The 25,149-nt window shown below is 62.0% G+C and carries 34 protein-coding genes and 2 pseudogenes; 12 read left to right on the plus strand and 24 right to left on the minus strand.

The window, feature by feature from the left end; translation table 11 throughout:
- Window positions 1-231: 231 nt before the first annotated feature.
- On the minus strand, window positions 232-528 hold the full coding sequence (locus tag NKI08_RS25290; protein ID WP_352474209.1) for a hypothetical protein: 297 nt from the start codon (window positions 526-528) through the stop codon (window positions 232-234).
- Between the two features lie 169 nt (window positions 529-697).
- On the opposite strand from NKI08_RS25290, the gene NKI08_RS25295 reads away from it, so the two are divergent.
- Window positions 698-973 carry a hypothetical protein gene (locus NKI08_RS25295; protein WP_352773019.1) on the plus strand — a complete coding sequence of 92 codons (276 nt, stop codon included), beginning with the start codon at window positions 698-700 and terminating at the stop codon, window positions 971-973.
- A 14-nt stretch (window positions 974-987) separates the two neighbouring features.
- Here the strand turns inward: NKI08_RS25295 and NKI08_RS25300 are convergent, their stop codons facing one another.
- The 6 genes from NKI08_RS25300 to NKI08_RS25325 form a co-directional block, all read right to left on the minus strand.
- Window positions 988-1,287, minus strand: coding sequence for a hypothetical protein (locus NKI08_RS25300; protein WP_352474206.1), 300 nt, complete (start codon window positions 1,285-1,287; stop codon window positions 988-990).
- A gap of 171 nt (window positions 1,288-1,458) precedes the next feature.
- Window positions 1,459-1,782: a hypothetical protein gene (locus NKI08_RS25305; protein WP_036245970.1), complete on the minus strand. Its 324-nt coding sequence runs from the start codon at window positions 1,780-1,782 to the stop codon at window positions 1,459-1,461.
- Window positions 1,782-1,985, minus strand: a complete 204-nt coding sequence (locus NKI08_RS25310; RefSeq protein WP_352491004.1) for a hypothetical protein — start codon at window positions 1,983-1,985, stop codon at window positions 1,782-1,784. Before NKI08_RS25310 ends, NKI08_RS25305 begins: the two co-directional genes overlap by 1 nt.
- Window positions 1,970-2,239 (minus strand): hypothetical protein, encoded by a 270-nt coding sequence (locus NKI08_RS25315; protein WP_352773023.1) that lies wholly within the window; start codon window positions 2,237-2,239, stop codon window positions 1,970-1,972. Before NKI08_RS25315 ends, NKI08_RS25310 begins: the two co-directional genes overlap by 16 nt.
- Window positions 2,239-2,451, minus strand: coding sequence for a hypothetical protein (locus tag NKI08_RS25320; protein ID WP_352474200.1), 213 nt, complete (start codon window positions 2,449-2,451; stop codon window positions 2,239-2,241). The genes NKI08_RS25315 and NKI08_RS25320 overlap by 1 nt, the downstream gene beginning before the upstream one ends.
- A 1-nt stretch (window position 2,452) precedes the next feature.
- The gene (locus tag NKI08_RS25325; RefSeq protein WP_352773026.1) at window positions 2,453-3,250 is read right to left on the minus strand and encodes an N-acetylmuramidase family protein; all 798 of its coding nucleotides are present in this window, start codon (window positions 3,248-3,250) and stop codon (window positions 2,453-2,455) included.
- A 152-nt stretch (window positions 3,251-3,402) separates the two neighbouring features.
- On the opposite strand from NKI08_RS25325, the gene NKI08_RS25330 reads away from it, so the two are divergent.
- The 5 genes from NKI08_RS25330 (at window position 3,403) to NKI08_RS25350 (ending at window position 5,601) form a co-directional block, all read left to right on the plus strand.
- Window positions 3,403-3,588, plus strand: coding sequence for a hypothetical protein (locus NKI08_RS25330; RefSeq protein ID WP_352474196.1), 186 nt, complete (start codon window positions 3,403-3,405; stop codon window positions 3,586-3,588).
- A gap of 133 nt (window positions 3,589-3,721) precedes the next feature.
- Window positions 3,722-3,904: a hypothetical protein gene (locus tag NKI08_RS25335; RefSeq protein WP_352491000.1), complete on the plus strand. Its 183-nt coding sequence runs from the start codon at window positions 3,722-3,724 to the stop codon at window positions 3,902-3,904.
- Between the two features lie 172 nt (window positions 3,905-4,076).
- Window positions 4,077-4,244, plus strand: a complete 168-nt coding sequence (locus NKI08_RS25340; protein WP_352458144.1) for a hypothetical protein — start codon at window positions 4,077-4,079, stop codon at window positions 4,242-4,244.
- Window positions 4,245-4,411: 167 nt separating this feature from the next.
- Window positions 4,412-4,585, plus strand: a complete 174-nt coding sequence (locus NKI08_RS25345; RefSeq protein WP_352452704.1) for a hypothetical protein — start codon at window positions 4,412-4,414, stop codon at window positions 4,583-4,585.
- A 167-nt stretch (window positions 4,586-4,752) separates the two neighbouring features.
- The gene (locus tag NKI08_RS25350; protein ID WP_352773031.1) at window positions 4,753-5,601 is read left to right on the plus strand and encodes a hypothetical protein; all 849 of its coding nucleotides are present in this window, start codon (window positions 4,753-4,755) and stop codon (window positions 5,599-5,601) included.
- A gap of 28 nt (window positions 5,602-5,629) precedes the next feature.
- Here NKI08_RS25350 and NKI08_RS25355 read toward each other — a convergent pair whose 3' ends face one another.
- The 16 genes and pseudogenes from NKI08_RS25355 to NKI08_RS25425 form a co-directional block, all read right to left on the minus strand.
- A complete protein-coding gene (locus tag NKI08_RS25355) occupies window positions 5,630-6,214 on the minus strand; it encodes an acyltransferase (protein ID WP_352773034.1) in 585 nt (194 codons plus the stop codon).
- A gap of 33 nt (window positions 6,215-6,247) precedes the next feature.
- On the minus strand, window positions 6,248-7,081 hold the full coding sequence (locus NKI08_RS25360) for an SGNH/GDSL hydrolase family protein (protein WP_352773037.1): 834 nt from the start codon (window positions 7,079-7,081) through the stop codon (window positions 6,248-6,250).
- 39 nt (window positions 7,082-7,120) lie between these two features.
- Window positions 7,121-7,393: pseudogene (locus NKI08_RS34740) on the minus strand (phage head spike fiber domain-containing protein); the annotation flags it as partial.
- Between the two features lie 215 nt (window positions 7,394-7,608).
- Window positions 7,609-9,003, minus strand: a pseudogene (locus NKI08_RS25365) (phage head spike fiber domain-containing protein); the annotation flags it as partial.
- 142 nt (window positions 9,004-9,145) lie between these two features.
- Window positions 9,146-9,520 carry a hypothetical protein gene (locus NKI08_RS25370; protein WP_352638321.1) on the minus strand — a complete coding sequence of 125 codons (375 nt, stop codon included), beginning with the start codon at window positions 9,518-9,520 and terminating at the stop codon, window positions 9,146-9,148.
- Between the two features lie 1,090 nt (window positions 9,521-10,610).
- A complete protein-coding gene (locus NKI08_RS25375) occupies window positions 10,611-10,838 on the minus strand; it encodes a hypothetical protein (RefSeq protein WP_352708486.1) in 228 nt (75 codons plus the stop codon).
- A 299-nt stretch (window positions 10,839-11,137) separates the two neighbouring features.
- Window positions 11,138-11,434, minus strand: coding sequence for a hypothetical protein (locus tag NKI08_RS25380; RefSeq protein ID WP_352472061.1), 297 nt, complete (start codon window positions 11,432-11,434; stop codon window positions 11,138-11,140).
- Window positions 11,435-11,441: 7 nt separating this feature from the next.
- Window positions 11,442-11,852 carry a hypothetical protein gene (locus tag NKI08_RS25385; RefSeq protein WP_352773043.1) on the minus strand — a complete coding sequence of 137 codons (411 nt, stop codon included), beginning with the start codon at window positions 11,850-11,852 and terminating at the stop codon, window positions 11,442-11,444.
- Entirely contained in the window at window positions 11,839-14,061 is a 2,223-nt protein-coding gene (locus NKI08_RS25390) for a hypothetical protein (protein WP_352773046.1), read from the minus strand. Before NKI08_RS25390 ends, NKI08_RS25385 begins: the two co-directional genes overlap by 14 nt.
- Window positions 14,061-14,552, minus strand: coding sequence for a hypothetical protein (locus tag NKI08_RS25395; RefSeq protein WP_352773049.1), 492 nt, complete (start codon window positions 14,550-14,552; stop codon window positions 14,061-14,063). Before NKI08_RS25395 ends, NKI08_RS25390 begins: the two co-directional genes overlap by 1 nt.
- 2 nt (window positions 14,553-14,554) lie before the next feature.
- On the minus strand, window positions 14,555-15,151 hold the full coding sequence (locus NKI08_RS25400) for a hypothetical protein (RefSeq protein ID WP_352773051.1): 597 nt from the start codon (window positions 15,149-15,151) through the stop codon (window positions 14,555-14,557).
- Window positions 15,152-15,435: 284 nt separating this feature from the next.
- Window positions 15,436-17,718, minus strand: a complete 2,283-nt coding sequence (locus tag NKI08_RS25405) for a phage tail protein (RefSeq protein ID WP_352773053.1) — start codon at window positions 17,716-17,718, stop codon at window positions 15,436-15,438.
- A gap of 157 nt (window positions 17,719-17,875) precedes the next feature.
- A complete protein-coding gene (locus NKI08_RS25410; protein ID WP_352773055.1) occupies window positions 17,876-18,478 on the minus strand; it encodes a phage connector family protein in 603 nt (200 codons plus the stop codon).
- A gap of 288 nt (window positions 18,479-18,766) precedes the next feature.
- Window positions 18,767-19,012: a hypothetical protein gene (locus NKI08_RS25415; protein WP_352472067.1), complete on the minus strand. Its 246-nt coding sequence runs from the start codon at window positions 19,010-19,012 to the stop codon at window positions 18,767-18,769.
- A gap of 209 nt (window positions 19,013-19,221) precedes the next feature.
- Window positions 19,222-20,211, minus strand: coding sequence for a Coat protein (locus tag NKI08_RS25420; protein WP_352472068.1), 990 nt, complete (start codon window positions 20,209-20,211; stop codon window positions 19,222-19,224).
- A 23-nt stretch (window positions 20,212-20,234) separates the two neighbouring features.
- A complete protein-coding gene (locus tag NKI08_RS25425; RefSeq protein WP_352472070.1) occupies window positions 20,235-21,143 on the minus strand; it encodes a hypothetical protein in 909 nt (302 codons plus the stop codon).
- Between the two features lie 98 nt (window positions 21,144-21,241).
- Between NKI08_RS25425 and NKI08_RS25430 the strand changes: the two genes are divergently transcribed.
- Window positions 21,242-21,664, plus strand: a complete 423-nt coding sequence (locus tag NKI08_RS25430; RefSeq protein ID WP_352472071.1) for a DUF7674 family protein — start codon at window positions 21,242-21,244, stop codon at window positions 21,662-21,664.
- A gap of 11 nt (window positions 21,665-21,675) precedes the next feature.
- On the opposite strand, the gene NKI08_RS25435 is transcribed toward NKI08_RS25430, so the two are convergent.
- On the minus strand, window positions 21,676-22,248 hold the full coding sequence (locus NKI08_RS25435) for a hypothetical protein (RefSeq protein ID WP_352773059.1): 573 nt from the start codon (window positions 22,246-22,248) through the stop codon (window positions 21,676-21,678).
- Between the two features lie 110 nt (window positions 22,249-22,358).
- Between NKI08_RS25435 and NKI08_RS25440 the strand changes: the two genes are divergently transcribed.
- The 5 genes from NKI08_RS25440 (at window position 22,359) to NKI08_RS25460 (ending at window position 25,137) form a co-directional block, all read left to right on the plus strand.
- A complete protein-coding gene (locus NKI08_RS25440) occupies window positions 22,359-22,547 on the plus strand; it encodes a type II toxin-antitoxin system HicA family toxin (RefSeq protein ID WP_352773062.1) in 189 nt (62 codons plus the stop codon).
- A gap of 4 nt (window positions 22,548-22,551) precedes the next feature.
- On the plus strand, window positions 22,552-22,953 hold the full coding sequence (locus NKI08_RS25445; RefSeq protein WP_352773065.1) for a type II toxin-antitoxin system HicB family antitoxin: 402 nt from the start codon (window positions 22,552-22,554) through the stop codon (window positions 22,951-22,953).
- A gap of 194 nt (window positions 22,954-23,147) precedes the next feature.
- Complete coding sequence (locus tag NKI08_RS25450) at window positions 23,148-23,465, plus strand: YMGG-like glycine zipper-containing protein (RefSeq protein WP_352453776.1); 318 nt, start codon at window positions 23,148-23,150, stop codon at window positions 23,463-23,465.
- Window positions 23,466-23,755: 290 nt separating this feature from the next.
- On the plus strand, window positions 23,756-24,685 hold the full coding sequence (locus NKI08_RS25455) for an IS110 family RNA-guided transposase (protein ID WP_352773067.1): 930 nt from the start codon (window positions 23,756-23,758) through the stop codon (window positions 24,683-24,685).
- 152 nt (window positions 24,686-24,837) lie between these two features.
- The gene (locus NKI08_RS25460; RefSeq protein WP_352638336.1) at window positions 24,838-25,137 is read left to right on the plus strand and encodes a hypothetical protein; all 300 of its coding nucleotides are present in this window, start codon (window positions 24,838-24,840) and stop codon (window positions 25,135-25,137) included.
- Window positions 25,138-25,149 lie beyond the last annotated feature (12 nt).

Below are 25,149 nucleotides of genomic sequence, written 5' to 3' on the forward strand. Positions count from 1 at the left end.
GGCTAATCGAACAGCGGTGAAGTGCCCGCGCGATGCGGCGAATGGACTGCGAATGAGCTTGCGGTGGCCCGCGTCGCAAGACGCGGGCCGATCGGTTTCCCGATCAGCAGCGATACCGGAGGGGGGTGATATCTACTGCGTCTGAAATAACATTTAGGACAAGCTAATGTTCCCTCAGCGAGTGCAACAAACCTGCCGGCGCGAGCGGCGCGAAGTTGCCGCTCGTCGCTGCTACTGCTTTGGCGGCTGTGGCGGCACCTCGCCGGGCTTGATCACCGGGGTCTTGCCCTCATCCGGCGGTGGCGCCGCCATGCCCTGATCGCCCGTTGGCGGGGGCTTCAGGACCCCACCGCATGGCTCGAGCGTATCGGACAAATTGTTGCCGGCCGGCTTCTGCTGCTGGCTGTTCTGGTCCGGCGGCTCGACTTTGCAGCGGTCGGATTGCGCCTGTTCGCCCGGCTGCGCGGCCGCCGGCACCGCCAGCAGCAGCGCACCTAGCATGTACGGCAAGAAAATGAGCGGTCTCATGTCGAGCTCCTTTCGCGCCAGTATCTTCTGAATGTGAAGGCGGGCAGGGCGCGATTGGTTCCGTCGTGCGGCAATGCGCGCGGACCGCGGCGGCCCGGAACCGGCCGCCAGACTTATGAGTTCAACCACTGAGCCAATTCAGGGCCGCTGACATTATGGAGAACCGGCGATGGAACCGCGCAGCAAAGAACGAACCGACGACGAGACGGAGAGCCCGACGATCGAGCAGCAGGACTGGGATGCCATCCGGAGCGGGAGAATCCTCCCTGACGGCGTGCCGCAAAACGGCGATATTCGCTATGACGTCGAGAAGAGCAGCGAACTGCCGGAGGAGGACGACGATAACGCTTACCAGGACAGCGACGAGGCCTTGCCGGACGATACGGATGAACGTGTCATTTCGCGCGATCTCGCACGCGAAGGTGGCCCTTTCGACGAGGAATGAGCCGCCGCCTGCTTTCAATTCGGGAGGTCGAAGAGCGGCTCCTGGCAGCGATAGACCAGACATTGACCGTCACGCGTCTTGATATACGCGGCGCGCGGCACCTGCGGCCAGTCGCATTCATTGCCGAATTGGCGGACGTAACGGTCGTAGGTGTTCTGGCCGGTGGTGAGCACGACAGAGCGATGCCTCTGGATCAGAAGCTGCGTCTGTTCGCATGTCATCGCGCGGCTGTCCGGCCGCGCGTCGGCCGTTGCGGCAAACAGAAGCGCCCCGGCTGTCAGGACTGCCGCTTGTGTCTGGACCTTGGCAAGCATGACACCATCTCCCATGCCTAACGCGCATCTTGGTCGGGCAGCGCCGGATCGAGCCGCCCTGTCGCGAAAGAAAGATCGTACAGAATGCGAGCAAAAATGCAAAAAGCCCGCCGCACCTTTCGGCGCGGCGGGCTCCAACTGAACGTCACTATTTCGGCGGGCTTGGGCGGCTTATTCCTCCTTCACCGGCCCGAACCGGCGCACGATAACCTCGAAGACGATGTCCGAGATCCACATCGCCGAGACGCCGATGAGGAACGCCGCGGCCAGCGTCGTGGTGTCGTCGTCCGGAGAAGGAATGGGCAGGCCGGCGGCGCGGAAATAATGCACGACCGGCAGCGTCAGATAGGCCGCCGCCAGCGCGCCGCAGATCGGCGAGGCCACCATTTCGCGGACCTTGTAGCGATGGCGCGACAAGGCCCGCAAAATGCCGCCGGACAGGCCGGCGACCAACACCGGCGCCTTGATGCCCAGGACGTCGAGCAATTCGTGCATCATGGCGTCCACCCGCACCATCTGGCGCCCTGCCCGTTGAAGGCGTTCATCTCGTCGAGCTCGGGCCGGCTCATGGCGGCAACGACCGGGGAGGATGGCCGGCGCGGCTGGTTGTGGTCGCACCAGACCTGGCGCGGATTGCCGGCCGGCGCGGTTGTCGTGCAGCCGGCGAGCACCACGCAGAGGATCAGCGCCTTGCCCATTTCTCAGCCTCCGCCCTTGCTGCCGCATCGGCCATGCCGGCGGCCTTGCGCTCTTCGGCGGCGGCCTCGCGCCTCATTTCCAGACGATCCTCGGCGGCCGCGACTTTTGCCTCTGCCTGTTTGACCGCCTCCTTCCTCGCCCGGTTGATGCCGCCGGCAACGTAAAGGCCGATGCCGCCCGCCACAGCAGCGAATGCCGTCATGACGACCCTGTTGCCGATGATGGCGCTGAGAATGCTGAGAAGCGCTGCCATCACAAGTCCTCCGCGCGGCGGCGGCGCAGGAACTCGGTCAAAACGCCGTTGATCACAAGAAACCAGGGGAACCATTCCCCCGGAACGACCGGCGAAAGAACCTGCGGGTCGACATAGGTGACGATAGTCGCGATGACGCCGATGGCCGCCTGAAGCCGCGCCCAGAATATTGTCTCGCTGTCGCGGAAAAAGCTCTTGATCCGGGTCCACATGTCATTTCCTTCCGAATAGCTTGAGGATGGCTGATAATTTGAGGATGGCGGCGATCAGCGCTGCCCAGAAGCCGGGCCTGGCGACAGCCACGGGAGGCCCAGAGGGCGTAGCGGTCGCTTGTGGAACGGCAATTGGCTTGGCGGGCTCTGGCGGGACTGCGGGGACGACCGCGGACGACACCGGACCGGCAGACGGCCAGGGCGTGTCCTTGATGCGCGACCATTTGCGATAGGCCTCGGCAAGCCTGGTATCGTAGGCGTTCTTGCGATAGCCGGCGCCGTTGTAGCCCTTGGCGAATCCCGACCAGTCATGATTGCGCAGATTGTCGTCGAGCCGCTTCTCGACGATGAAATCGATCGCCGCGCCGAGCTGCAGCGCCTCGTCCGCCATCATTGCCTCGGCCATCGCCTGCACGGTAAGGAAGCCTGCCGCCTTGAAATTCTCGCCGAGAACCTGGCCCAAGCCCCACGAAGCGGATTTGAGCGCCGCGGTTTCGTCGATCGCACAAGCTGCCCTGAGCCGTGGGTAGCTATCCCTGGGATAGGGCTTTGCGCCCCACTTCGGATAGGCGAGGCCGGCGGCTACCGCTTGTGCCCGCTTGGCACCCGACAGGTTGCGGTAGAAGACGTGCGGTTCGAACAGGATGACCGGCCGGCCAACGGCGTCGAAGCCATGCCCGCTGGTCTCGACATCGAGGAACGCGTGCATCTCGTCCTCGCCGACGCCGATCCGGGCACCGAGTTTCGGCAAGTCTATATCATCGAGGCGCCTGGCGGCGCCCCTGAACGTCATGTCCATGGGCAGTCCTTTCCGCCCTCGCGGGCAAGGTTTTGAGGTTGAAAAAGCAGATGCGCGGCGGCAAAGCAGAATTGGGCGGCAGCCCGCGCCGATGTGGCAAGGAAGGTTGATGTTTTCGACCCGCCGTGTGAAATGGCCGCGGGATGGTGCACATGTCTGATGATGAACAAACCGCTGCGGCGCGCTGGTCGGTGAAGTCCGAGCTCCGCGCCGTTGCTCGCGACAAGCCGTTGCTCGCGGTGCTGGCGGCGATCCTCTGTCTCTATTGTGCGTTTATCGCCGGACCGATCGTCTATGCGGTGCTGGCCATCAACGGCATTGCGGATTTCTTCAAATGAAGCCGGTTCCGGCGATATCGCTGCGGTCAGGCGCGCTGCGTTTTCGGCCCCGAAATTGCTTGGCCTGGATGAAATTGCCTAGCCGGGATGAAACTGTTCCCGTCTATCGTTCGTAGCTTTAGCGGGAGGACACGTGACGATAAGAATCAGGCTTCCGGGCGGCACCTTGAAGATCAAGAAAAGGAGCGAGCTGCGGCGCCGCGAGCAGAACCGCGAGGTGCCGGTTTGGCAGGTCGGCAATTACTTCGTCATCTGGTGGCCGAGCGGCGTGTCCGATCGCCCATCCTCGCCCAGAAAATCCTCGCCCAGGAAATAGCCCGCGCACCCGACGATCCCGACTGGGCATGCCGCCTCGGTGATCAGGAACCGCCGTGCGCGCCAAAACCTCAAAGCCGCTCGACTAGTCCCAGAAATAGTCAGCGGGCAGGCATTGACTCTTCCGCAGCGGAAGGCGATGCTGCATTGCACAATTTGGGGCGGCGGAAGCGATGGCAGTGCGTATCAGAATGCCGGGCGGCACGCTGAAGGTGAAGGTGTACCGCGAATTGCGCGACCGCGAACGCGCCCGCCGCATACCCGTCGTCAAGATTGGCCGGATTTATTTCACCTGGTGGTCGAACCGCCAGCGCCTGGTTGACGATCAGTCGCCAGGGTGACGCATGAATTTTTTCGGCTGCCATGCGCCTGGGAAAGCCCGCCCCGACCTCCGCCGGCCAGTTTGCAAAATAAGTTGATGAGGCTGCTGTTGACTCTCCCGTAACGGAAGGTCTCTACTTACCGCATTGCACGAAAATTGCTGCGTTGCACAACGGGAGTTGGACCGATGGCAGTGCGTATCAGGTTGCCTGGCGGCACTCTGAAGATGAAGACCTATCGTGAGTTGCGGGCCCGGGAACGCGACCGCCGCGTGCCTGTGATGAAGATGGGCTCGCTGTATTTTGTCTGGTGGTCGAAAAGCCAGGACCCGCACCAGAAGCCGCAGGACAGCAGACGGTAGCTGCTCCGCCCGCGGCAGGTCCGCGTCGGCGATGAACCCTGACAATTCCGAAATACTTCCCAGCTATAGGATTTCTGGTCGGCCTGCTGTGCCATTGTTGGTGCGCACAGCATCCCGAGCGGCCCTCGCAGAGCAATTCTTCTGACGAACTTTTCGGCGATTTTCAAATGGCCTCCAGACTGGCGGACACGCGCGTTTGCAAGCTTGCAAACCACCGCCGCTTGTCGCAAATAATTGTCCGCGGGCGGGCGATCAGGATTCATCCATTGATGAATGTCCAATCGCGCATGCATGCTTTCCTTCGCTCAAGCCCCCTCCGATATTATTTTCACCTCGCAAAGGCTCGCCTTGCCGGGTCTCCGCAATCAGACGAAAGTGTAATCCTGTCGCAGATCGTTGGCCAAAGCCCGAAAACGTTCTTGGAATTTGGTTTCCATCCGACGGAGTACAACTGCATTGGGCTTAGTGAATTCAGGGGTCTGCTCGTCGACGGCGACGCAACGACCGTGCGGTTGGCGCGCTCGCTGCTTCCAAAGCGGATTGAAGTGCGCCAGAGCTTCATTGATCTCAACAACATCGAAAGTCTCGCCACGCATTTTCCGCAACTTGGAGTGCTTTCCGTCGATGTCGATGGAAACGACTACTGGTTTCTGCAAGCCTTGCTGCCAGTGCGCCCGGCCGTCATTGTCGCGGAGTACAATGCCAGCTTCGGGCTCAACCCCGTCACCGTGCCATACGATCCGTCGTTCGATAGGGCCGCAAAGCACGAAAGCGGTTGGTATCACGGCGCCTCGATCACCGCTCTGACGCAGCTCTGCAATAGTCACGGCTACAAACTCGTCGCTGTCTCGGCGGCTGGCGGCAACCTGTTCTTCTTGCCGCAGACTGTGGCCTTGCCCGGACTAGAGCCTGTGGAGGCGTACCGCGAGAGTGCACTTCGCAACGGCTGGTCAGGAACCACGGCGAAGGAGCAATGGGAGCGGATCAAGCACATGCCCTTCGTGACAGTGAGCTAACCGTGTGATGAGCATTAACCCAAAGGCATCATTTCACGACCCGGTCAGGCCGCACCAGGGCGTCAGCAGGGACGTCTGTTCGCACTATGGAACCGGCGGAGATAATCGCCCGATCGCCGATCGTGACACCCTTCATGATCATGGCACTGTTCCCAATCCAGACATCGTCTCCAATCACGATCGGAGCGGAGCGGATGCCAGGGTCGACTCTAGGATGGCCCCGCTTGAAGATGGCTTGCATCTGCGCGAAGCGCTTCTTCGGGTCCATAGGATGCGAGTTGGTGTCGTGGATCGCCACACCCCATGAGACGTGTACCCGCTTTCCGATCTTGATCCCCACCGGGTCTGACGACCAAATCGTCGAGCTTGGGCCAAGATAGAACCAATCATCAATCTTGATCCGACCCTCGTGGGCAAAGACCTGCAAATGCCCATCCAAATGGCTGTCCGCGCCGATTGAGACGCGAGACCGGTCGCCGTGGATATTAAAGATCTCTGCCCCGGCGCCGAACTTCGTGCGCCGCCCGATGACGGCATTCTCCCTAGCGGCGCCCGTGGCGATCCACGACCAAAAGCGGCGGCGAAGAGTGAGAACGGTGGAGAAGACGCGCATTCGCGAACATCTGCCACACAGGACCATTCCAGTCTAGGCTCCGAAGAAGCCCCGGCGCGACAGACAACGGAGTTCCTCAGCGTCGAAAGTTCCGTGACGCAGACTGCCCGCAGCATTCGGATGGAGCTCATCGCCCATGTAAAGCAACGAGGTCAGGTAGCCGATGCCACTCTCACCACCTACGTCGATTAACGGTATGGACAGCAGCTTCGCCACTTCGCGCTCGGCGTTGAAGAACTGGTCCATGGTGTTGCCCTGGCCATTCACCCGACCTATCCGGTGCGTCGCGTGTCCAGGGCCGCCGCTGTAGGTGCCAATCATGACGATCTTGGCGTTCGGCGCACGCGCTCGGATGGCGGCGCACGCCGCCCACAGCGAACCATAGTGAGTGGCGTAGGTCGTGTCGCCGAGAGCGCCCAGGGGCGTCTCCTGCGCGCCAAAGGCGTTCGGGCCCGGCTCCAGGATTACCAACTCCGCGTCGACCGGAATGTTGGTGATCGCATTGGACATTCCGTAGCTCGGATAGGCGGTGGTGCTCAGCCCCAAGGCCGAGCCACTGACGGCTAGATTGGTAGGGACCATACCGGTCAGACCGGCGAGGACGGGAACGTAGTAGGCTCCGGCCGAAATACTAGAGCCGATCAGCGTCAATTTCTTACCAACCAGGGCGGCCGAGCCGTCGTCATATGGATCGCCGCCGATGTTGGCCGGATCCGACAGTAGGCCAAGATACAGAGCGCCATTGGCGACTGCCGTCACGCCGGCGCTTTTGGTCCAGGCCGAGTTGGAGAGGTTTTCCGAAGACGAGAAGACATTCGGCCCACCATTGATGCTTAGAGCCGACCTTTGGACATAGAATCCAGACACACCATCGCCGACATACGGGTGACCGCCAGCAGACGGGAAAATACGCTGTTGCCAGTTCGTCGCGGCCGTGGCCGTTGCCGTCTTCGTGACCGTGCATTCGTACCAGCCGTTGCCAAGAGCGACGATGCTCGCGCCCGTGCCGGTCGCAGTCCCGGTGTCGAGATTGAAGGTGCAGTCGAAGATGACGGCGTTGTTGGAGTAGAGATTGAGACGATTGCGTTCGGCCTTTTTGGCGGTGACTTTCCAGACGATATTGTCGCCATTGACCACGGACCTGCCCTGATAAACGGAAGGATTGCCAGAGCCGACCATTCGACAAGCTTCGACGCCGTCATTCGGCCTCTGACGGTCACGTCGAGGCCATCGACAAGCGGAGGCAGGGAGATCAGCACCGGTTCATAAGGGCTGACCGTGGTGGTAACCGTCACGTTCTGCTTCGTGAAGGCGGCGTTGGCGGGGTCGCTGCTCGGGAACAGGTTAGCCGGCAGGCCCTGCTTGCGCAGCACGATACTGCGAATGTACATACCGCTGGTTCCATCGCCGGTGAACGGAAAAACGCCAGCAGCCGACATGCGTGCCTGCACATTGTTCGTAATATTTGCCGCAGCCAGGACGACAGCCTTGCACTCGTACCAGCCGGAGCCAATATCCGTGATGGCAGCGCTGACGAGGTTCGCGCCAGAACTGCTTGAGACGATACCCTCCTCAAGATTGAAGTTGGCTGTATAGGCCGCACCAGCCCCCGCGTGAATAAGCTGCAGAATGCTTCGCTCTCCAGCTTTGGCAATGGCAATGTGCTCGATCGTGTCGCCCGACACAAAAGAGTAGGATCGATATACAGATGGGCTGACTGATCCGGCCGCCTCAGTTAGCCTGGCGGTCGGAACGCTAAGGCCTTCGATCATTGCAAGGCTATCGACGCTCGAAAGGAGAGCAGCCGTTGCCGCGCGAACGCCCGTATCGGCCGCCACAGGCCCGGCCGTGACATTGTACAGCCCAAGCACACCAGTCGAAACTTCCGTCCAGAAATACTCGCCGACATCGACATTCCTGCCCAGCACCGCCGCTGCGGCGGCGCCGGCGAGCCCTGCCGACGCCGCAAAACTGAACGTCGGCGCCACTGTGTAGGAGCCCGGCGCCGTGATCAGTATCTGCGTCAGCGCGCCGCCCGCCACGACGAAGCGGCCGGCAGCGCCCGAACCGGTCCCGCCGGTAAACGCCAGGTCGAACGTGCCGTTGGCGCCGCCGGAGCCTGGCGTGATCGCACCGTTGCCGGCGACGCCGAAGCCGATTGCCGCCGCAGTCGTCGGGAAAATGCCCTTGCCGTAGAGCGAAGCGTCGCGTGCAGCCTGAGCGCTGATGACGGCGGCCGCGGCCGCGACGGCATCGGAATTGGTGGCAGCCCGGTCGGCTGTGGTTTGTCCGGCATTCGCGGCGGAAGCGGCAGCACTGGCGGTTGCCTGGCCGGCGCTGGCAGCGGCAGCATCCTTCAAGGCCTGGGTTTCATCGCGCAGCGCTTCGACCTCTTCGACCACATCGGCGATGTCGGGCGGAACGGATGCGGCGATGGTGATGGCATCGGCGCCGATGGCCGGCTCGTCGGCCGTGAACTCGAACACGCGGTCGGCGTTGACCGACCCGACCTGGGTGTGAACGGTCGTGCCCTTCTGCAGGGTGCGCGTAGAACGGGCGTCGGCGGCGCGGAACCAGTCGCCTTCGCTCGCCGTGTAGATGCCGTTCTGCGTCGGGTCGGCCTGGTCCTTGACCAGCACGCGGTCGCCGATTTCGGTCGGCACGCCGTCGATGGCCTGCAGGCCGTGCAGGAGGATGTCGGCCGTGGTTGCGAGGCGCACGGGTTCGCGTTCGCCGGTCAGGAGACGAACGGCGGCAGTTGCAGGTCGGGACATGAGGGCTTGCTCCATAAAAAAAGCCCCGCATAAGCGAGGCTGGAAGGGGGTTCGGTGCTGTCGGTGGGAGACTTAAGCTACGCGGCCGGACACCGCGCTATCCGGCGCAGCCGGCGATTTACATTTTCCGGACGGAGAGCGGCAACGCGGTCAAGGGCTACAGCAATCCGCCAATCAGCCTTCTTGTGCCGCCCATGGCCGCCAGCCCACAGGCCATGCCGGCGCAGTCGGCGACCCAGTCGAGGATATCCATATCGCGCGCGATCAGCTGGGCGCCCTGAAGCAGCTCGATCGCCGCGCCGGTAAGAGCGAGGAGTACGACCAGCCTCGTCTTGTGCTCCGGCCAGCCGAGGCTTCCAAGCGCCGCCAGCACGGCGAACGCCGCGGCGTGGTTGAGCTTGTCGTGCTGGAAGGTGAAGCCCATGTCCAACTCCTGCAGGAACCGCACCGGCGAAAGCGCGAGCAGGAGGACGCCGGCCAAGGTGAGCAGAAAAACGATCCTTGCCATGGTCGGAAAAGAGTCTGTGCGCAACAGGTCAATCCTTCATCTGAAACAGGAGGCGATCCAGAAGGCACCGCCAACCTGACCGCCCGGCGGTTAGCAGGCCATAAGCCAGCATCGTGACCACAATCAGACCGCCGGCACGTTGCGTGCCTGGTCGCCATTTCCGGCGTGCGCACTCACCAGTGATTGCGCCAGTGCTGATCCGGTCGAACCGAGTGCCGGGCTTGCATCCGCGACGAGCCACGGAGCACGCCAGTACATCACTTCGGGAGCAACGAAAGCACGTTCTCGTCAAGGAACTGACGGCGCTTGCCGACAAGCGGCAGCCGATCACTCCCGAAGTTCCGGCAACACCCTTTCGTCGAGAAATTTGAGACGGCTATCCAACATTTCGGCGTTGGCTGGGCTAGGCGGCACGTTGACCGGGATTAGATCTGCCACCGAGTCCCCCGTCGCGCAGCTTCGACCCACTCTTCCATGGCGCCGATATATCCATCCAGCGCCTCGTATGGAGTCTTGGCGTCTACCGCCGGCAAATATGTCGGGGGCACATCGCCGACGATTACCCATATCCATGGGTCAACTTCCGGCCTGCCCGGAACAATCTCGAAGAGAAAAATATAGGTTATGCCGTCGGCCCCGTATCCAAGGTATTCCCCCTTGATGTCTGAAACCCAATCATAGAAATCAAGATATTTTCAGGGCTTCCAGACGTGCAGCATCAAGCTCTTCATCGCCTGTGCTTTTGTCAGTCGACGGCAAGCGGGTGACGCTGGTCAAGTCGGGTTTGACGTCGCTATAATTTCTCTCGACCACTTGTGTTCCCTTTCATTTCTTGCTTGAGCCATCTTCTTCTTGCCCAGCGAGCATAGTCTCCTGCATCGCCATGGTGTTTAATATGATCTGCTCTCGCACGATGCGTGATGTTTGAGAGGTGATCTGCCCCCCCGTCGGCCAGCGCTTTCTCGTGAGACACATCCATATTCCGGCCCGTGGGCTGATTGGTCCTTGCCAGAACGCTCCGTGCGAAGTGACGCCCCGGTTTCTTGCACCGCTGTCGGCTCCGCCGCTCAGCGTCGCAATCACCCATGTCAACCGTTACAATTGGAAGTCGAAACTAACTCCGCTCCGATTCTGGGTGTTCGTCGAGGGTTTTGCCTCGCCTCCATGGCGAGGTTTTTGTCTCGCGCCAAGCATACCAGCCGTAAGGTAAATCAGCCAACTGCATAATAGTCTTGTCTTTTTCAACCATATTTTTCAGGCTTATGATCATAATATCGCTTTCATCGAAATCTTCGGATTCATCCGCGTGAAACTGCCATGATCCGTCATCATCATCATGCACGACGCGAGCAACCCACCTACCATTGCGTATAGCTTTCCTGTTTACAAAAACAGCTACGTTCTGGGGTCTTCAAACTTCCATTTAGTCATCACAGCGCCTATTTGTTCCACTTTCTCTGTTTCGAATTCTTGCAACCATCCTTGCATTGGTGTAACTATTCGATCCGGGAGTCTTTGTCGGATCAACTGGAATAAGCGGATCGATGTGATCAAACTGTGATTCGTTGGCGGAGGAGTAACGCCTTTTTTTACTTTCACCGGATCAAAGCAGAGTAAACTCCGCTACCATTCAGAATGTGTTTAGGTGATTTTGTCGCGCTTCCATGGCGAAGACTTTGTATCGCGCCACGCACGCCAGCCTAACGGCAAATCCGCCAACTGTGCAACAGTTCCATCAAGCTCGACCACCTCGACCAAGGCCACTAAAATTAGGTCATCTTGATCAACTTCAGCTTCATTTCCGTAGAATTGCCACGACTCATTATCGTCGCCGTCATCATCATGTGACACATACGCAATCCAGCCGCCCCCCCTAAATATCTTCCGAGTCGAAATAACGGCTGTGTTTTTTGGGTTTTCGAACTTCCATTCGGTCATATGTCACCTATTTGTTCGATTTTTCTATATTCTCAAACCTAGCCGTAAGACGAAGATTTTTATGGCTATTTGATCCTGACGATTTTGTCTTGCCAGCGGGATTAACCGGATCTATGTGATCGATATGAGCTTCGTTTTTTGGAGGAGTTACGCCTCTTTTGCTTTTCTTTGCTGGAATTATTTCTATACCACTCTCATCCGATCTCAAAATTCCATCATTCACCCTTTTATTTTCCTCGAAAATAGCTATCCTCTGCTTCTTTGTTGGATCCTTGCCGGACGCAACGTTGGGAGGATCTTCCAAATGCGTATAGGGCCTCCTTATTTCTCGGGCCTTGCCGGTCGAGATCGGAATCTCTTCTGCATTGACAGAAACCGGGGGAGCCCCACTATCCAGTACGATATCAAGGTTTAGCATTCGCAGAACGCCCGGCAAGCCTTGCCAACACCTGGCTGCCAACTGCACTGAGCCCTTCGGCAAGGACATTGCCGCCCGCCCCCCAAAGCGCGCCGTTGGCAATTCCCCGGGGGACGCTCTGTCCTGTGTTGAAGGCGTATGCCCCGCCATAAGTGCCACCCGCCACACCCCCGACGCCAGTTCGGGCAGCAAGACCGATCAAGCCGTTCTCTGCCGCCGCGCCAACGCTTGCCCGGCCCAGCAAACCGAACAAACTCTCCGCCAGGCCATATCCGCTTAAGCCGGTGCCGAGGGCTTCCGCCGCCCAACCGGCCGAACCGGCCCGGTCCTCGGCGTCCTCGGTCTTGGCCTGTTCATCTTCGAGGAGGTTCTGGTAGTTTCCTCCGGACCAAGCGGAGTCCAGCCCGGCGGAGATCGCATCCGCACCGCCGGCGGCCGCGCCCTTAGCCGTGAGGCGGCCGACATCCGAGAACGCCAAGCCGAATTGCTGTAGCCACGGCATGGTGCTGTACTGGGCTTGGGCCGGATGTTCCCCGATCCACGCCAGCCCGTTCTTGAGCACTGCAACCTGGGCTTCCAACGACTCTGGCGCGACGTTCGGATCTTGGGCGGCCTTGGCTCGCCACTGGGCTTCCGCCGCCACAGAAATCTGTTGGGTTGTCGCCTTGCGGGCATCAGGATCGCGAACCGCCAGGACGATCGAACTCAACTTGGCAAGGCGCTTTTCGAACGGCACGCCTTGGTCGATGTATTTCGCCGCCTGCTGGCCAGCTACAGCCCAGGGCATTGGCAGTATTCGGTCGAAGCCCAACTCCTGCTGAGCAGCGACGGCCCAGGTGACGGCAGCCTTATAATCCTCAGGAGCTGTGATCTTATCCCAGTCCGGAGCATGGTTCGGGAACAGTTGGCCGACGTAACCGGCGGGATCGGCGCGCCTGGCACCCAGCACCAATTGCGCGGCGCCGGCCCTTATCTCATATTGCTCCCGCTCTTCCGGCGAGCCGTAGGGGCCGGGTTCAAAATCCCGAATCTGGGCGTGTATCGCCTGGTTCGGGACGGGTCGCATGTCGAAAACCGCGCGGCCGATATCAGCCGTTATGTCGAAGGCTTGGAGACGCTTGCCGCCATCTTCGGCGCCGTACACGGCAGTGAAGTCTTCGGCACCCGGTGTCTTGCCAGAATAGCTGCCGGTATTGGCAATGGCAGCCGGCGCGTTCTGCAAGGCGATGTCGATGTTCGTGCGCGCATCGACCAGGCTTGCCACAGTCGCTACCTGCGCCTTCTGGCCGAGATCCTGAACCGTGTCCGGCGACAAGTCGGCAATCCAGGGTCCTGCGGCAGCCCAAGCCGTATTTCCGACGGGCCCCACGGAACCCGTGCGGATAGGTGTTTCGTCGGACGGAAGGCCACCTACGGGCGCTTCGCGCGTCGCCAGCACGCTGGACCCACTCGCCCGAGGTCCGCCCACAGCTTCGATGGTATCGTCCTTAGTCCTGCCGTCCGTTGAGACCGGCCCAGTCCCCAGCACCTCCGCAGCGCGCTTCGGGTCCTTGGCGATCATCGCCTGGGCGAGCGCCTTTGCCGTGTTGCTGCGCCAGGCGGCCTCGGCGGCCTGGCGGGCCACCGGGTTGCCCATCTTGCCGATCAGCTCGAGCCCGCTCTGCCGGATCGCCTCGAATGTTCCTGTGTCGTCCGGGTCGCCCTGCGCGATGGCGCTTGTGCCGTCCTCGACCTTGCTCCACTCGGCCTGCTCGTAGTTCTGGCGCCGCGCGTGCTGCTGCGCGGCCATGCGGGCCGAGCCGGCGAGCCGCAGCGCCTGCTTTTGGGCGAGGAAATTGGCGCGTTCGCCCTCCGGCACTTTCGCTACGGTGTCGTCGAAGATCTGGTCGAACAGGCCGGGCCTGACGACGCCGTCGCTGCGCGGATCGAGCTGGCCATACATGAAGTCGTGCAGGCCGCTGCCGTCGGCCGGCGCGGTCTGCACCGCCACGGCCTCGGCGTGGGCGATGCGTGCGTTGAGCTCGCGGCCGATAATATCGGCGTCGAACGCATCCTGCTGCTGCTTCTGCTGCTTGAAGCGTTCGGCAATCGCCGACAGCTCGTCGCCAAAGCCTTGCATGGCGGCGCCCACCGGCGAGCCGTTGGGATAGGAGGCCACAGTGCCGGTATCGAGGCGGCGCTGGGCAAGCTGGAGCGGGATGGTGGCCATCAGTAGAGGCCTCCACCCGGCGCCGGCGGGAAGGCGCTTCTGCCGAACGTCACCGCCTTGGCCGGGTCGTAGAGGCCGGAGATGCCGGATACGAGACTGCCGCCGGCCTTGAAGATCGAGGCGCCGACCGCCTGCCTGCCGGAAAAGCGCGCAATCGCCGCCTGCGTGGCGAGACCGTTCTGGCGCAGCTGCGAGCCGTACTGGATCGCCTTGAGGTCGAGCTGGCCCTGCCTCGCATTGGCCGCCATCACCTCGGTCGGCGAACCAGAAATAGCGACGCCCGAAGCGCCGGCCTGGGCACGCGCCTGCGCCTGCAGCAGATCCTGCTTATGGCGCTCCTGGCCCTGCTCGAAGGCCGAGCTTTGGGCGTCGGCCCGCGCCTGCTGTTCATAGGCCTTGGCCTGGTACTCGGCCATCTGCCTGGACTGCTGGCCTTCCGCCAGCGCGCCGCCGACGGAAAGCGCCGTACCGATAAGAGCTAGTGTGCACATGGTCAGCCTCGTTCGCCGGCGGGAATGAATTTGCTTTTGATGCCGTCGACCGGCGCGCCGATCGAAGGCCGCCGGTCGAGCACGCCGCCGGGGCTGAGGAAGGATAAAAGCAGCCGGTCGGCCTGGATCGCCGGGCGGCTGAGACGCGATGGCGCGGCGGCCCGCGGGCCGGCCATGGCAGTGCGCCGGATGGTGGTCAGGTTGACTCTGACCCCGGCAGCGCCGTCGGCATCGAACATGCCGTTGGCGATGATGGCGCGGCTCAAGGCATCGGCCGCGAACAGCTCCTGGCGCAGCTGTTCGATCAGCCAGTGGATCGTGCGCCAGCGCTCGCCGAGCGCCTCGGCGTTTGTCCTGACCTCGTCGCCCGGCGCGGGCGTGGCGGCGACGGCTTCGGCGGGGGGTTCGTCCAGGGGGGCGCCAATGCGGCGCTCGTCCGCGTCCTCGATGGTTTTCTCGATCAGCGCGATTTCAGCGTTGCAGTCGTCCAATGCGGCACGCGCCGCCGTCAAATTGCCGGCGCCGAAGATCGCGTCAAACTTTTCCGCTTCCAGCTCGCCCTTGCGGGCGATCGCATCGTTGAGGTCGGTGTCGAGCAAGGCGCGGATGGCAGCGAAATCGGCAGCCGTCCGCGCCCTGCCGAGTTGCTCGGCATGGGTTGGGGTCACTGGTGGGTTCCTTGGTTGGGGAAGCGATGGAGGACGGAGCGGGTGATCTCCCCCCTCGAGGGGGAGATGGCCGGTAGGGCAGAGGGGGTCGTCTCGCGTGGAGCGCCGGCGTTCTTCCCCCGCGATGGAGGCGATAGGAGGCCGCGTCAGGACGAACCGACCCCCTCTGTCGCCTTCGGCGACATCTCCCCCTCGAGGGGGGAGATCAGCAGTTTCTAAGGCTCGGCGTCGAACACCGGTGTCATCGCCCTGATCGTGCAGGGCGTTGGATTGACGTGGCGGATCTTCACCCGCCCCTGCCCTTCCCAGCTATCGTCGATCGGCACCTCGACATTGCCGGTGAACAATTTCGCCATGCCGTCGGGTGCAACCACGGACGGGATGCGAACCGGCTCCCAGCGGCCGCGGATGAACGACTGGACCTGAAGCCCGGTTGTGTCGGTTTCCAGCAGCGAAAGAATGAGCTTGGCCACCTTCTTGCGCCGCCCGACGATCGATCCGTCGCGACCGCCGACGTCGAGCTCCAGCGTGTTGGCTTCGGACTGGTAGCCGAGCCCGACCTGCCATTTGGCTGCCGTAGCCCCACCGGGCAGCGAAACCGCGCCAGCAGCCACAGCAAGGCCCTTGTAGACCTTGCCATCGACCAAGACGTCGAGTGTTTCGCCGTTGAGATGATCAAGCCCTGAGACCGTGCCCACAGCGACGCCGCCATAGGTCAGGCCGCAGTCGACTTCGAATGCATCACCGATCCCGCCATACTCAAACGGCGCGGTCTTGATTTCGATATAGCGCCTGGTCACGCCGCCGATCGTGCGCTTGACGATCAGCCAGAGATCGTCGTTGCCGTCCCGGCCGGGCATCACCACGGCGCTTTCGACAACGGCCCAGTTCGATCCTGCGAAGCTTCCGGCGATCTGGTGGATGTGCATGCCGCGAACGTCCTGCGACGGCTGGTGCGTGTAGCCGCCGAGTTCGCCATCCCCGAGCGGGAACCAGAGCAGCGGATCGGGGTCGGTCTGGAAGGCGAGTTCGACGACGCCTTTCTTGGGAATGTGCTCCGATATCTGACCGACATCGTCGGAGGTGAAGCGGCCGGTGGCGTTTTGCGTCAGCTCGGCGATCGATTTGCGGGAGCGGGTGACATAGAAGAACGACTGCCCCGCATCGACGGGACGCAGCGGGGCACAACCGAAAGTCCGGGACCGGCGGTTCTTGAACGAGGACGGCGTCAGCGCCTCGTCGATGCCGGAACCCGACAGCGCCCTCACCCCGCCAAGCGTTCCGATGATCAGCGCACCGTCCGATTCCGCCACCCACGTAATGTCATTGGCCTGGCCGCCACCTGCCTGCACGAATTCCAGCGCGTCGGTGTCTTTCTCACCGGTGGCAAAGTTGTCGAAATCGCCGGTTTGCGAGGCATAGACCGAGAATTTTCGGCTGAACGCCAGACGCTCCTCGTAAAGCGAACCGCTCTGGACATACTTGCCGGGCACGAACGTGCCGAGACGCCAGCGAATGATCGGGCTGAGATCGGGCAGAGCATGCCCGTACAACTGGACCGTGACCACCGTCGTGCTGGTCCGGGCAACGACCTTGGCCCAGCGCCAGAAGCCATCCGCGCCAAGCAGACGAATGGCGCGGCCGATATCGCTGGTCTGGAAGCCGATGCCGTCGTTGATGCCGACGATCGAGGAGGCCGAGAGATCGAACGGCGTTTGCGACGGCGCGTATTCGTGCAGGGCCAGTTCGGCGATAGCGGTTCCATCGCTGCCGCCACCTGAAAACAGTAGCTGATAATATTCGTAGGCAACCGTGTTGTTGAAGCCGTCGAAGAAACGGGTTTCCGACTTGGACCAGCCGGTCTCTCCGTCCCGGCTGTCGAGCGTCGTCCAGTCGGTGCCGTTGTGCGAGGCCTGGAATTGCCACTGGGTCGGCGATGCAGTGTCTGAGTGATCATTCGTGGCGGTAATCCAGTAGGCGTCGACCGTCTTGGCCCCGCCGCCGCCGAACTGGTAGCGCAGATACCCGCTCGGAAAGCCCGCTATGTTCTCCCCCTTCTGCTTGTCGCCATCGAACACCTGCCACACGTCGGATGAGCCGTTGCTGTTGCTGACCGTGCCGCTTGGCAGCGTATTCGCGACCATGACCGGCATGGCGTTGCCGGTTGCGGCCGGCGTTAGCGTCGTGGCCGTGGTGTTGATCTTGTCGTATGGGCCGTCGAGAAAGACGAAATCGGCGAGCGTCCAGGTCGTGTGCGCAGTGCGCGTCAGCACTTTGACCGGATGATCCTTGTGGGTGATCCACATCTGGTCTGCCGACTGGACGAATTGCAGGTCGAACAGATCGGCCTCGGGATAAGGCGAAACGACTTCGACCGTGCCGACACGCGCGCCATAGGCATAGACGCGGATGTAGAGATCGCCGAATTCGAGCGCATAGGCCTGATCGGCCGAGAAGATGAACGGGATCAGCCGTGTCGCCTTTGACGGAGCCTTCACCTGCGCGCAAAAATACGTGCCGCCGCGCTTCCTGATGCCGCCATGCGGCAGCGTGACGAAGTTCGTGCATTTCGGTAAAGCTCGAGCGAGGCGCGAGCATGCAAGCGGGGAGAAATCTCGCCGCGGATGAAGGCATCCTGGATCGGATAGAGCGTGGTCATCGGTCGACGCCCCGGCTGTCGCCGCGCTGGAAAGCCCAGGACGTCGTCGAAAATCTGCCGCCGCGCTGGATGGCATTGGCCGAGTAGGCGGCGTCCAGCGCCCTGTCATAGGCGCTGCGTGCGACGTCGATCATGCTGGCCTTGTGGGTCAACGGATGCGCGATCTTGATGGCGAGCGCCGCCACCAGCACTTCGGTGAACAGCGCGTCCCAGTCGTTGAGGTCGGTCAGGTTGGCGACATAGCGGATGATGCGCGGCCCGGCCTGATCGGAATAGATCAGCCCGGCCTCCTGCCGCCATGAGAGCGGCACGCCGTCCGGCTCGCCGCTATGGGTCAGCGGCAAGGGCCGCAGGCAATCGGCGGGAAGCTCATAGGCGAAGTTCAGCGTGCCAGCGCCGCTGCCGGTGTCGAAGCCGGCGACCGAGGCCGCCAGGATGGCGAAGACAAAGGCGTGCTTGGTCAATTCGGCCTCGCGGGTCAGGTCAAAATGCAGATTGAGCAGGCGCGCCGCCTTGGCGTCCTGGTCGAGGCTGTCGATCGGCGCCTCGTCGAGCACGGCGAGCGCCATGTTGGCGATGTCGAGCGGGGTGATGGCCATGGCTCAGGCCTCTGTCTGTATGGTTGGTCGGAGAAAACGGGGCATGGTGCCTCCACGGCAAAAAGCCGCTTCGAAGCGGCTGGGGATTATTTGTGATTTTGGCTTGGGCGGAACGTTGCACGTCTCGTGCACGGGGCCGTCACGACGCCACCCGCCCGTCATGAAACGGCGTGGCAGACGCTTCGTCAGCCGTCTTTTTCCCATTCGAGCAAGGAAGGCGGCAATGCTTCGGCTATTGCAGTTTCACGACACCGCCGCGCAACGCGGCGATGTCTTGCATGAATTGTGTCAGCCGATGCGTGCGCCGGTCGAGATCCCTGTTTCAGCTGACGTGGCAAAGACGCTTGCTTTCACCCTTCCGGCACCTCCCGCCAAAGCCAAGCCCCTGTCCAGGGCATCCTGAAGACTTGGCGTGTAGTAGGCGGTGTCTTCCAGGCCGCTGAAGAAGTTTATGCGATGAACTTCCCCCTTCTTACTCATGACAATGCCCGCTTTTCGGAGCACTTCCTGAACTGTTTTGTACTTCATGTTCATGGTGACCTCCCTTACCAAGACAAGGCAGCATCGCCCTTTCTTGTAACTGTTTGGTGCCGTCGATTGAGCGAAAGGCAACATGAATGTTGTAGCGAACGCCAAATTCAGATCACTCCGACGCAGCGCAGCGGTTGAACTTGCGGTTCGCCACGGTGGCCGACCTGGCGTCCAGAAGGGGCGGGACGTCTGATGCCCGCCCCTTCGCCCGATCAGGCCTCGGTCGTCTTCAGCGCGATGAACGTCATGTGCTTGACGCTCGACGCCGTGCGGTCCCAGTTTGCCGCGAGTGCCAGCTCGGCGTCGGTGGCGAATTCGCCGGCCGAGGACGCGTCGAGAAAGCGGGTGCCCGGCACATGCGGCACGAAATGCCGGCGGCCGACCATTTCGGTGACACCACCGCCATGGCCCTGCCGCGGCTTGCGGTCGAACTCGAGCGGCCCGCCTTCGGTGTTGACCGGCAGCTCGTTCCAAAGGATCGCCTGGTCCTTGAACATGAACGCCGTGTAGACGCCGCCGGCAACCGGAATGTCGTCGTCGACGACGGCCCTGAGCCCCATGTAATAGGGGATCAGCGGCCCGCCCTGCTCGGACGACGGCACATAGTCGATGAGGTCGGCGAGCTTCAGCGCCTTCATCTGTTTCGAATGCATCCAGATCGTCTTGAACTTGTCGGCGCGGTCGCCCATCAGATAGGCGGCCTCGATGATGTCGGTGTCGACGATGGAGGCGCCGGTGACGCGCACCAGGTCACTGCCGTCATTGGCGATGTTGTCGGCCAGCACGCCTTTCAGTATGCCCAGCAGCGTCAGCTTGTTGGCGCGCTGCCAGTAGTCGGTCTGGCGGCGCACGATAAGCTTCTGCGGATCGTCGCCGGCAAGGATCGAGGTCAGATCCGGGATGCCCCAGGCCTGCGCACGCACATTGCGGGCCGCGACTTCGCGGCGCGCACCGATCTTCTTCATCTCGATCGAGTCGGCCGGGTCGTCATTGACCGGCTCGGACGGATCGTTGCCGAGGTCCTTCCAGCCGGGCATGTCGACGGAACGTCCGCCCAGGCTGAGCTTCGAGGCGATCGACGGGTCGGAAAACAGGATCCCGGCCTGGTAAATCTCCAGCGACTGGACGTGCTCCTCGAACGAGTATTGCGCATAGACGGACGGAACGATCGCGTCCGCGATACGGGTATAGGCGTCTGCCATTTTTGTCTTCCTTCAGGTTCGGGTTAAAGAGGATTGTTGGGCATCCACAGGTCGGGATTTTCGCCGGCCTCGCGTGCCAGCCGCCGGGCGCGGGCGGGGTCGCTTTTGACCAGGGCTGAGATGCCAGTCAGGTTGCGCTCGCCGGCGGCATTGCGCTTGAAGGGATTGCCTCCGCTCAAGGCAGCATTGCCGTCGATCGTGTCTTCGCGGAACATCGCCTCGCCGATAGCGTGGAACGCCTTGGCGATCTGCGGGTCGGTCAAGGCGCCGTCCGGCAGAAGGATGCCCTTCGCCTTGTAGGCATTGACCAGTCCGAGCTTTTTCATCGCCCGGTTGGCGACCTCGAGCTTCTGGCGAAAGCCATCGCTGCCGGTCGGTCCCCAATCCCTGACGAGGTCGTCGTGGGTCGTCTCGACCGAACGGGCAAGGGCGATCTGCTGTGCCTTGGCCTGCTCGGCCATGTAGCCGACGAAGCGGTCGTGATAGGCCTGTGCGACCTTCGGGGTAGCACCTGCCTCGACCGCCCAGGCCTTGGACGCATTGGCGAGCTCGTCCGAATAGGCGAAGTTTTCGGGGAGCCCGTCGGGGCGCCGGTACTCGACCTTCTCGGGTGAGGTCAGCGGACGCATCGCCTCGGGCAGCCGGGCGTGGAACCTGTCCCAGTCTTCCGCGGCTGCATCGGCTGCCGGAACGCGCAGGCTCTCGCCCTGCTGCCGCTCCAGCTCCGCATAGGAGGCGAAGACCCGATCGAGGCTTTCAGGCTTGGTCCAGCCCTTGGTTTCAGCAAGCTTGCGGTTGCCTTCGGAAAGACCGTCAAACCAACTTTTGGCCGCAGGCGGGGCGGACCCATTGTCCCCGTTGGCCGGTGGCCGTGCAAGGTTGCCCGCCGGTGGCGCCGCCACCACGGACCCGGCGTCTGCCAGATCTGTCATGAGAAGATTCCTTTACTTAGGGTTCAATGAAAAGTGCCGGCTGGTTCAGCCGGGCTTAAAGCTTGCCAGTCCGGAGCTGCCGCGCGAAAAGAGGCAGCATGACCGGAGAGAACGAGGCCGCAGATTTCGCCTTCGACGGCTCGAACATGTTCGAGCCGCTCATGGCGGCCGATCCGTCGTTCCGTGGGCAATGGGACAGATTCCACGATGAATGGCGCGATGAGGCGGAAGAGCCGCTGTATCTTGCCTTGTCGGAGCTGGCTCTCCACCTGATTCACCATCTCGAAGCTGGAAAGACAGATCGCTTCAGCGACATTTTCGATGTCGTCGAGCGCTGGATCGTCGAAGGCAATCGCCACGTGCGGGAAGCCGCGATCGTCGGGCTGCTCGAAGATCTGCAGAACCCGAGCCTGCATCGCAGCACACACCCCGACCATTTCAAGCCATGGCTGCGGCCTCAGTCGGCTATCTGGTGGGCGAAACTCTACGCATTCTGGTCCGACGGAACGCCACTGGTCTAAGCCGGCCGGCCTCAGGCATTATCGCCCCAGTTCTCCCAGAGCAGCGTGATGGTGCCCGACACCGCCAGTGTGCCGTCGGCGTCGATATCGGTGCCGGTCGCAAACGCCAGGTTGAGATAGAGGTCGACCGGCGTCACGGTGCCGTCGAGCGTCAAGGCTGCGGCAACATCGGCAATCGACGCGCTCGACAGTGCGGCACCCGCGCCATCCAGTGTACGGCCGGTGGCGCCCAGCACATTGACCATGGTGCCGGCGAGCGCCGCGCTCGACGCTGCCGCCGAGCCGAGCGACCAGGTCAGCGCGGCATTGTCGTTGATGGTCGAGGCGCGCGGCGTCAGCACAGCGAACTGCAATCTTGCCGTGCCGCCCTTGATCCGCACCTTGCCATCGAGAAAGTCAAAGAGCTTCTGGCTGGCATAGGCCAGCGCATCGGTGACCGGCACCGGCATGGCATAAAAGGAGAAGACGGTGCGGTAGGCGCCGCCCTGTCCGGTCGTCCTGGCTATCAGCCCTGCCCTGGGTGGGGCAAGGCCGGCTTCTCTGGCGGCGGCACGCGAAAGCGTCCGGGCAAGACCTCGGGTCATTTGATTTCTCCATTCTTGCGGGATTGAAAACGGGATCGGCTGGGCCGCCGCACGCAACAGCGGCAAAAGCTCATGGACATTTGGATCAGTTATGTGTATCTATACACAACATGAAGAGCGCCGATGTCATTCACAGGCTGTTGGCGGATGGCTGGTACGAAGTGGCTCGAAAAGGAAGTCACGCCCAGTTCAAGCACAAATCCAAGCCGGGCCGGGTGACAGTTCCGCATCCCAAGCGCGACATCCCGATCGGCACTCTCAAGAGTATTGAAAAACAATCCGGCGTGAAGCTGAGGTAGAGAAATGCGGAACTATATCGGATTGATCCACAAGCAAGCGGGCAGCGACTTCGGCGTCTCCTTTCCCGATTTTCCGGGCCTGGTGACAGCCGGCGTCAACCTGGATGATGCCCGTGCCATGGCCGGGGAAGCACTGGCCTTTCATGTCGAGGGGCTGGTCGAGGATGGCGAGGCCATTCCCGAACCGTCGTCCCTGGAGGAAGTGATGTCGGACAAGGACAATCTAAGCGGTGTCGCCATCCTGGTTCCCTTGAAAGCTGAAGCTGCGAAGGTCGTGCGTGTCAATGTCACCATTCCGGAAGATGTCCTCGATCAGATTGACCGATATGCGGAGCGCCACGGCTACAGCCGATCCGGATTTCTGGCCGCTGCGGCGAAAAAGGTAATGCAGATCGAGGCAGCGTAGCGCTCTCTAAGGTCGACTGGAGATGAAGCTCTTTGGGTCTTGTTCGGTTACTTTCTTTGCGGATCAGGCCGTCAGACAAAAACAACCATGTCTTATTTCGTGAGGCACGGTGCCTATGTTCCGCCGCAAATGCGACCGTACTTGGCAAAATCGGCCCGTGTATTAGCTCATAGGTTTCAAGGGAGTACCAGACGATGACCATGTCCAGAGCCATTGCCGCCATGCTGGTGACTGCCGCATTGGCAGGCTGCGCGCAGACCGAAGCACAGCAGAGAACCAGCACCGGTGCGCTGCTCGGCGCCGGCGCCGGCGCGCTTGCCGGCCAGGCGATCGGCGGCAACACCAAGAGCACGGTCATCGGTGCCGGAGCTGGCGCCTTGCTGGGCGCCGTCGTCGGCAATGCCACCACGCCGCAGCCGCGCAGCGAACAGCTTTGCCGCTATCAGGATCGCACCAGCGGCCGCATCTACACCGCCCCCTGCGACGACCGGTACTACAACGGCGACTATTGAGCGTAGCCTCTTCTCCCCGTCACTATACGGGGAGAAGGTCCCGGTAGGGGGATGAGGGGCAGCGCAAACGTCTGAAATGCCGGCACCGCCCCTCACCTGCCTGCCGGCATCCTTGTAACTTGTTTCTTGCCGACTCTGCTATGAAGGCAGGTGCGGTGGCGGACGGGAGACCGGAGCATCTTTGGGTGATCGAGCCCGTGGGAGAGCAAGGGTCTTCGTCCGCCGTTCCATCGAACCCGAACAGTCGCCTGGGCCGCAAGCGAAGCCCGATTAGGCAAGGATGGGACAGGATGGAAATCATTGTTGGCATCGACGTTTCCAAGGATCGGCTCGACGTGCATGTTTTGCCGTCGGGCGAGGCGTTCTCGGTGGAGAATGACCACGCCGGGGTGGAGGATCTGGTTCGGCGGCTGGCAGCCCTTTCGCCGACCGTTGTCGGATTGGAGTCGACAGGCAGCTTCGAGAGACTGGCGGTCGCCGCCTTGGCAGGCGCCGGCCTGGCGATTGTCGTGGTCAATCCGGCGCAGGTGCGCGCCTATGCCAATGCACTCGGCAAGCGGGCCAAGACCGACCCGATCGATGCCGCCGTCATTGCCGCTTTCATCGCTGCGACCAAGCCACAATTGCGGCCATTGCGCGACGCCGAAACCGAGGCCCTGGCCGAGCTCGTCGCCCGCCGGCGTCAGATCGTGCAGATGATCGTGGCGGAGGAGAACCGTGCTCGCACGGTCATCGCGAAACAGGCGCAAAAGAGCATCCACCGGCTGCTCGTCGCGCTTCGGCGTGAGCTGGCAAGCCTCGATGCGGGCATGGACGATCATATCCGCAAGTCCCCAGTCTGGCGGGTCAACGAAAAGCTGCTTTCCTCCGTGCCGGGTGTCGGTCCTGTCGTTGCCCGCAGCCTGATCGCCGAAATGCCGGAACTGGGCAGCCTCGACCGCCGCCAGATCGCCGCGCTCGCCGGCCTTGCGCCATGGACGAGGCAGTCCGGAAAATGGCGTGGCAAGAGCTTCATTGGCGGCGGCAGGAGCCACGTGCGCGCCGCCCTCTTCATGGCCGCCCTCGTCGCCATCAGGCACAACCCCGTGCTCAAGGCTTTCCGCGACCGCCTGGTCGAGGCCGGCAAGCCGAAGATCGTCGCCGTCGTCGCCACAATGCGCAAGCTTCTCACCATTCTCAACGCTATCGTCCGGGATCAAAAACCGTGGCAAACAACTTGACAGCCAAGACAGTCGCTCTCCCGTAGAACGGGGAGAGGGGCGCAGTTTCGGCGTCGGCGCACTCTCACCTTACTCGATTGTTTTAATCCTTACCCTCAGAGCAGTTCGACGCTATTGTCTCTTACCAAAGGGGGGCGACGATGCGATTTTTGATGACCTCACTGCTGGTTGTTTGTTCGGTTTCCGCACACGCCAGACAGGCTGTCAGTGTTGAGCGGATCGGCGATTGCCTGGTCTTGCCGGTGGCCGCTGTCGACAATCACGTCAAAGCCACTTACGAGGTGACATTGGACAAGGCCGGCAAGGTCAAGTCGGTTACCGTTGTATCGTATGATCCGCGTTCAGAGGCGGCGGCGGAAGCGGCCCAGCAACTTACGAAATCGATCCAGAGGTGTTGGCCGCCGGGTGTCAAAACCAGCCCGATGCGACTCACCGTAGATCTGAGCAAATAGGGCAGCTTCATC

The sequence above is a fragment of the Mesorhizobium sp. M0768 genome (assembly GCF_040320195.1).
GTDB lineage: Bacteria > Pseudomonadota > Alphaproteobacteria > Rhizobiales > Rhizobiaceae > Mesorhizobium.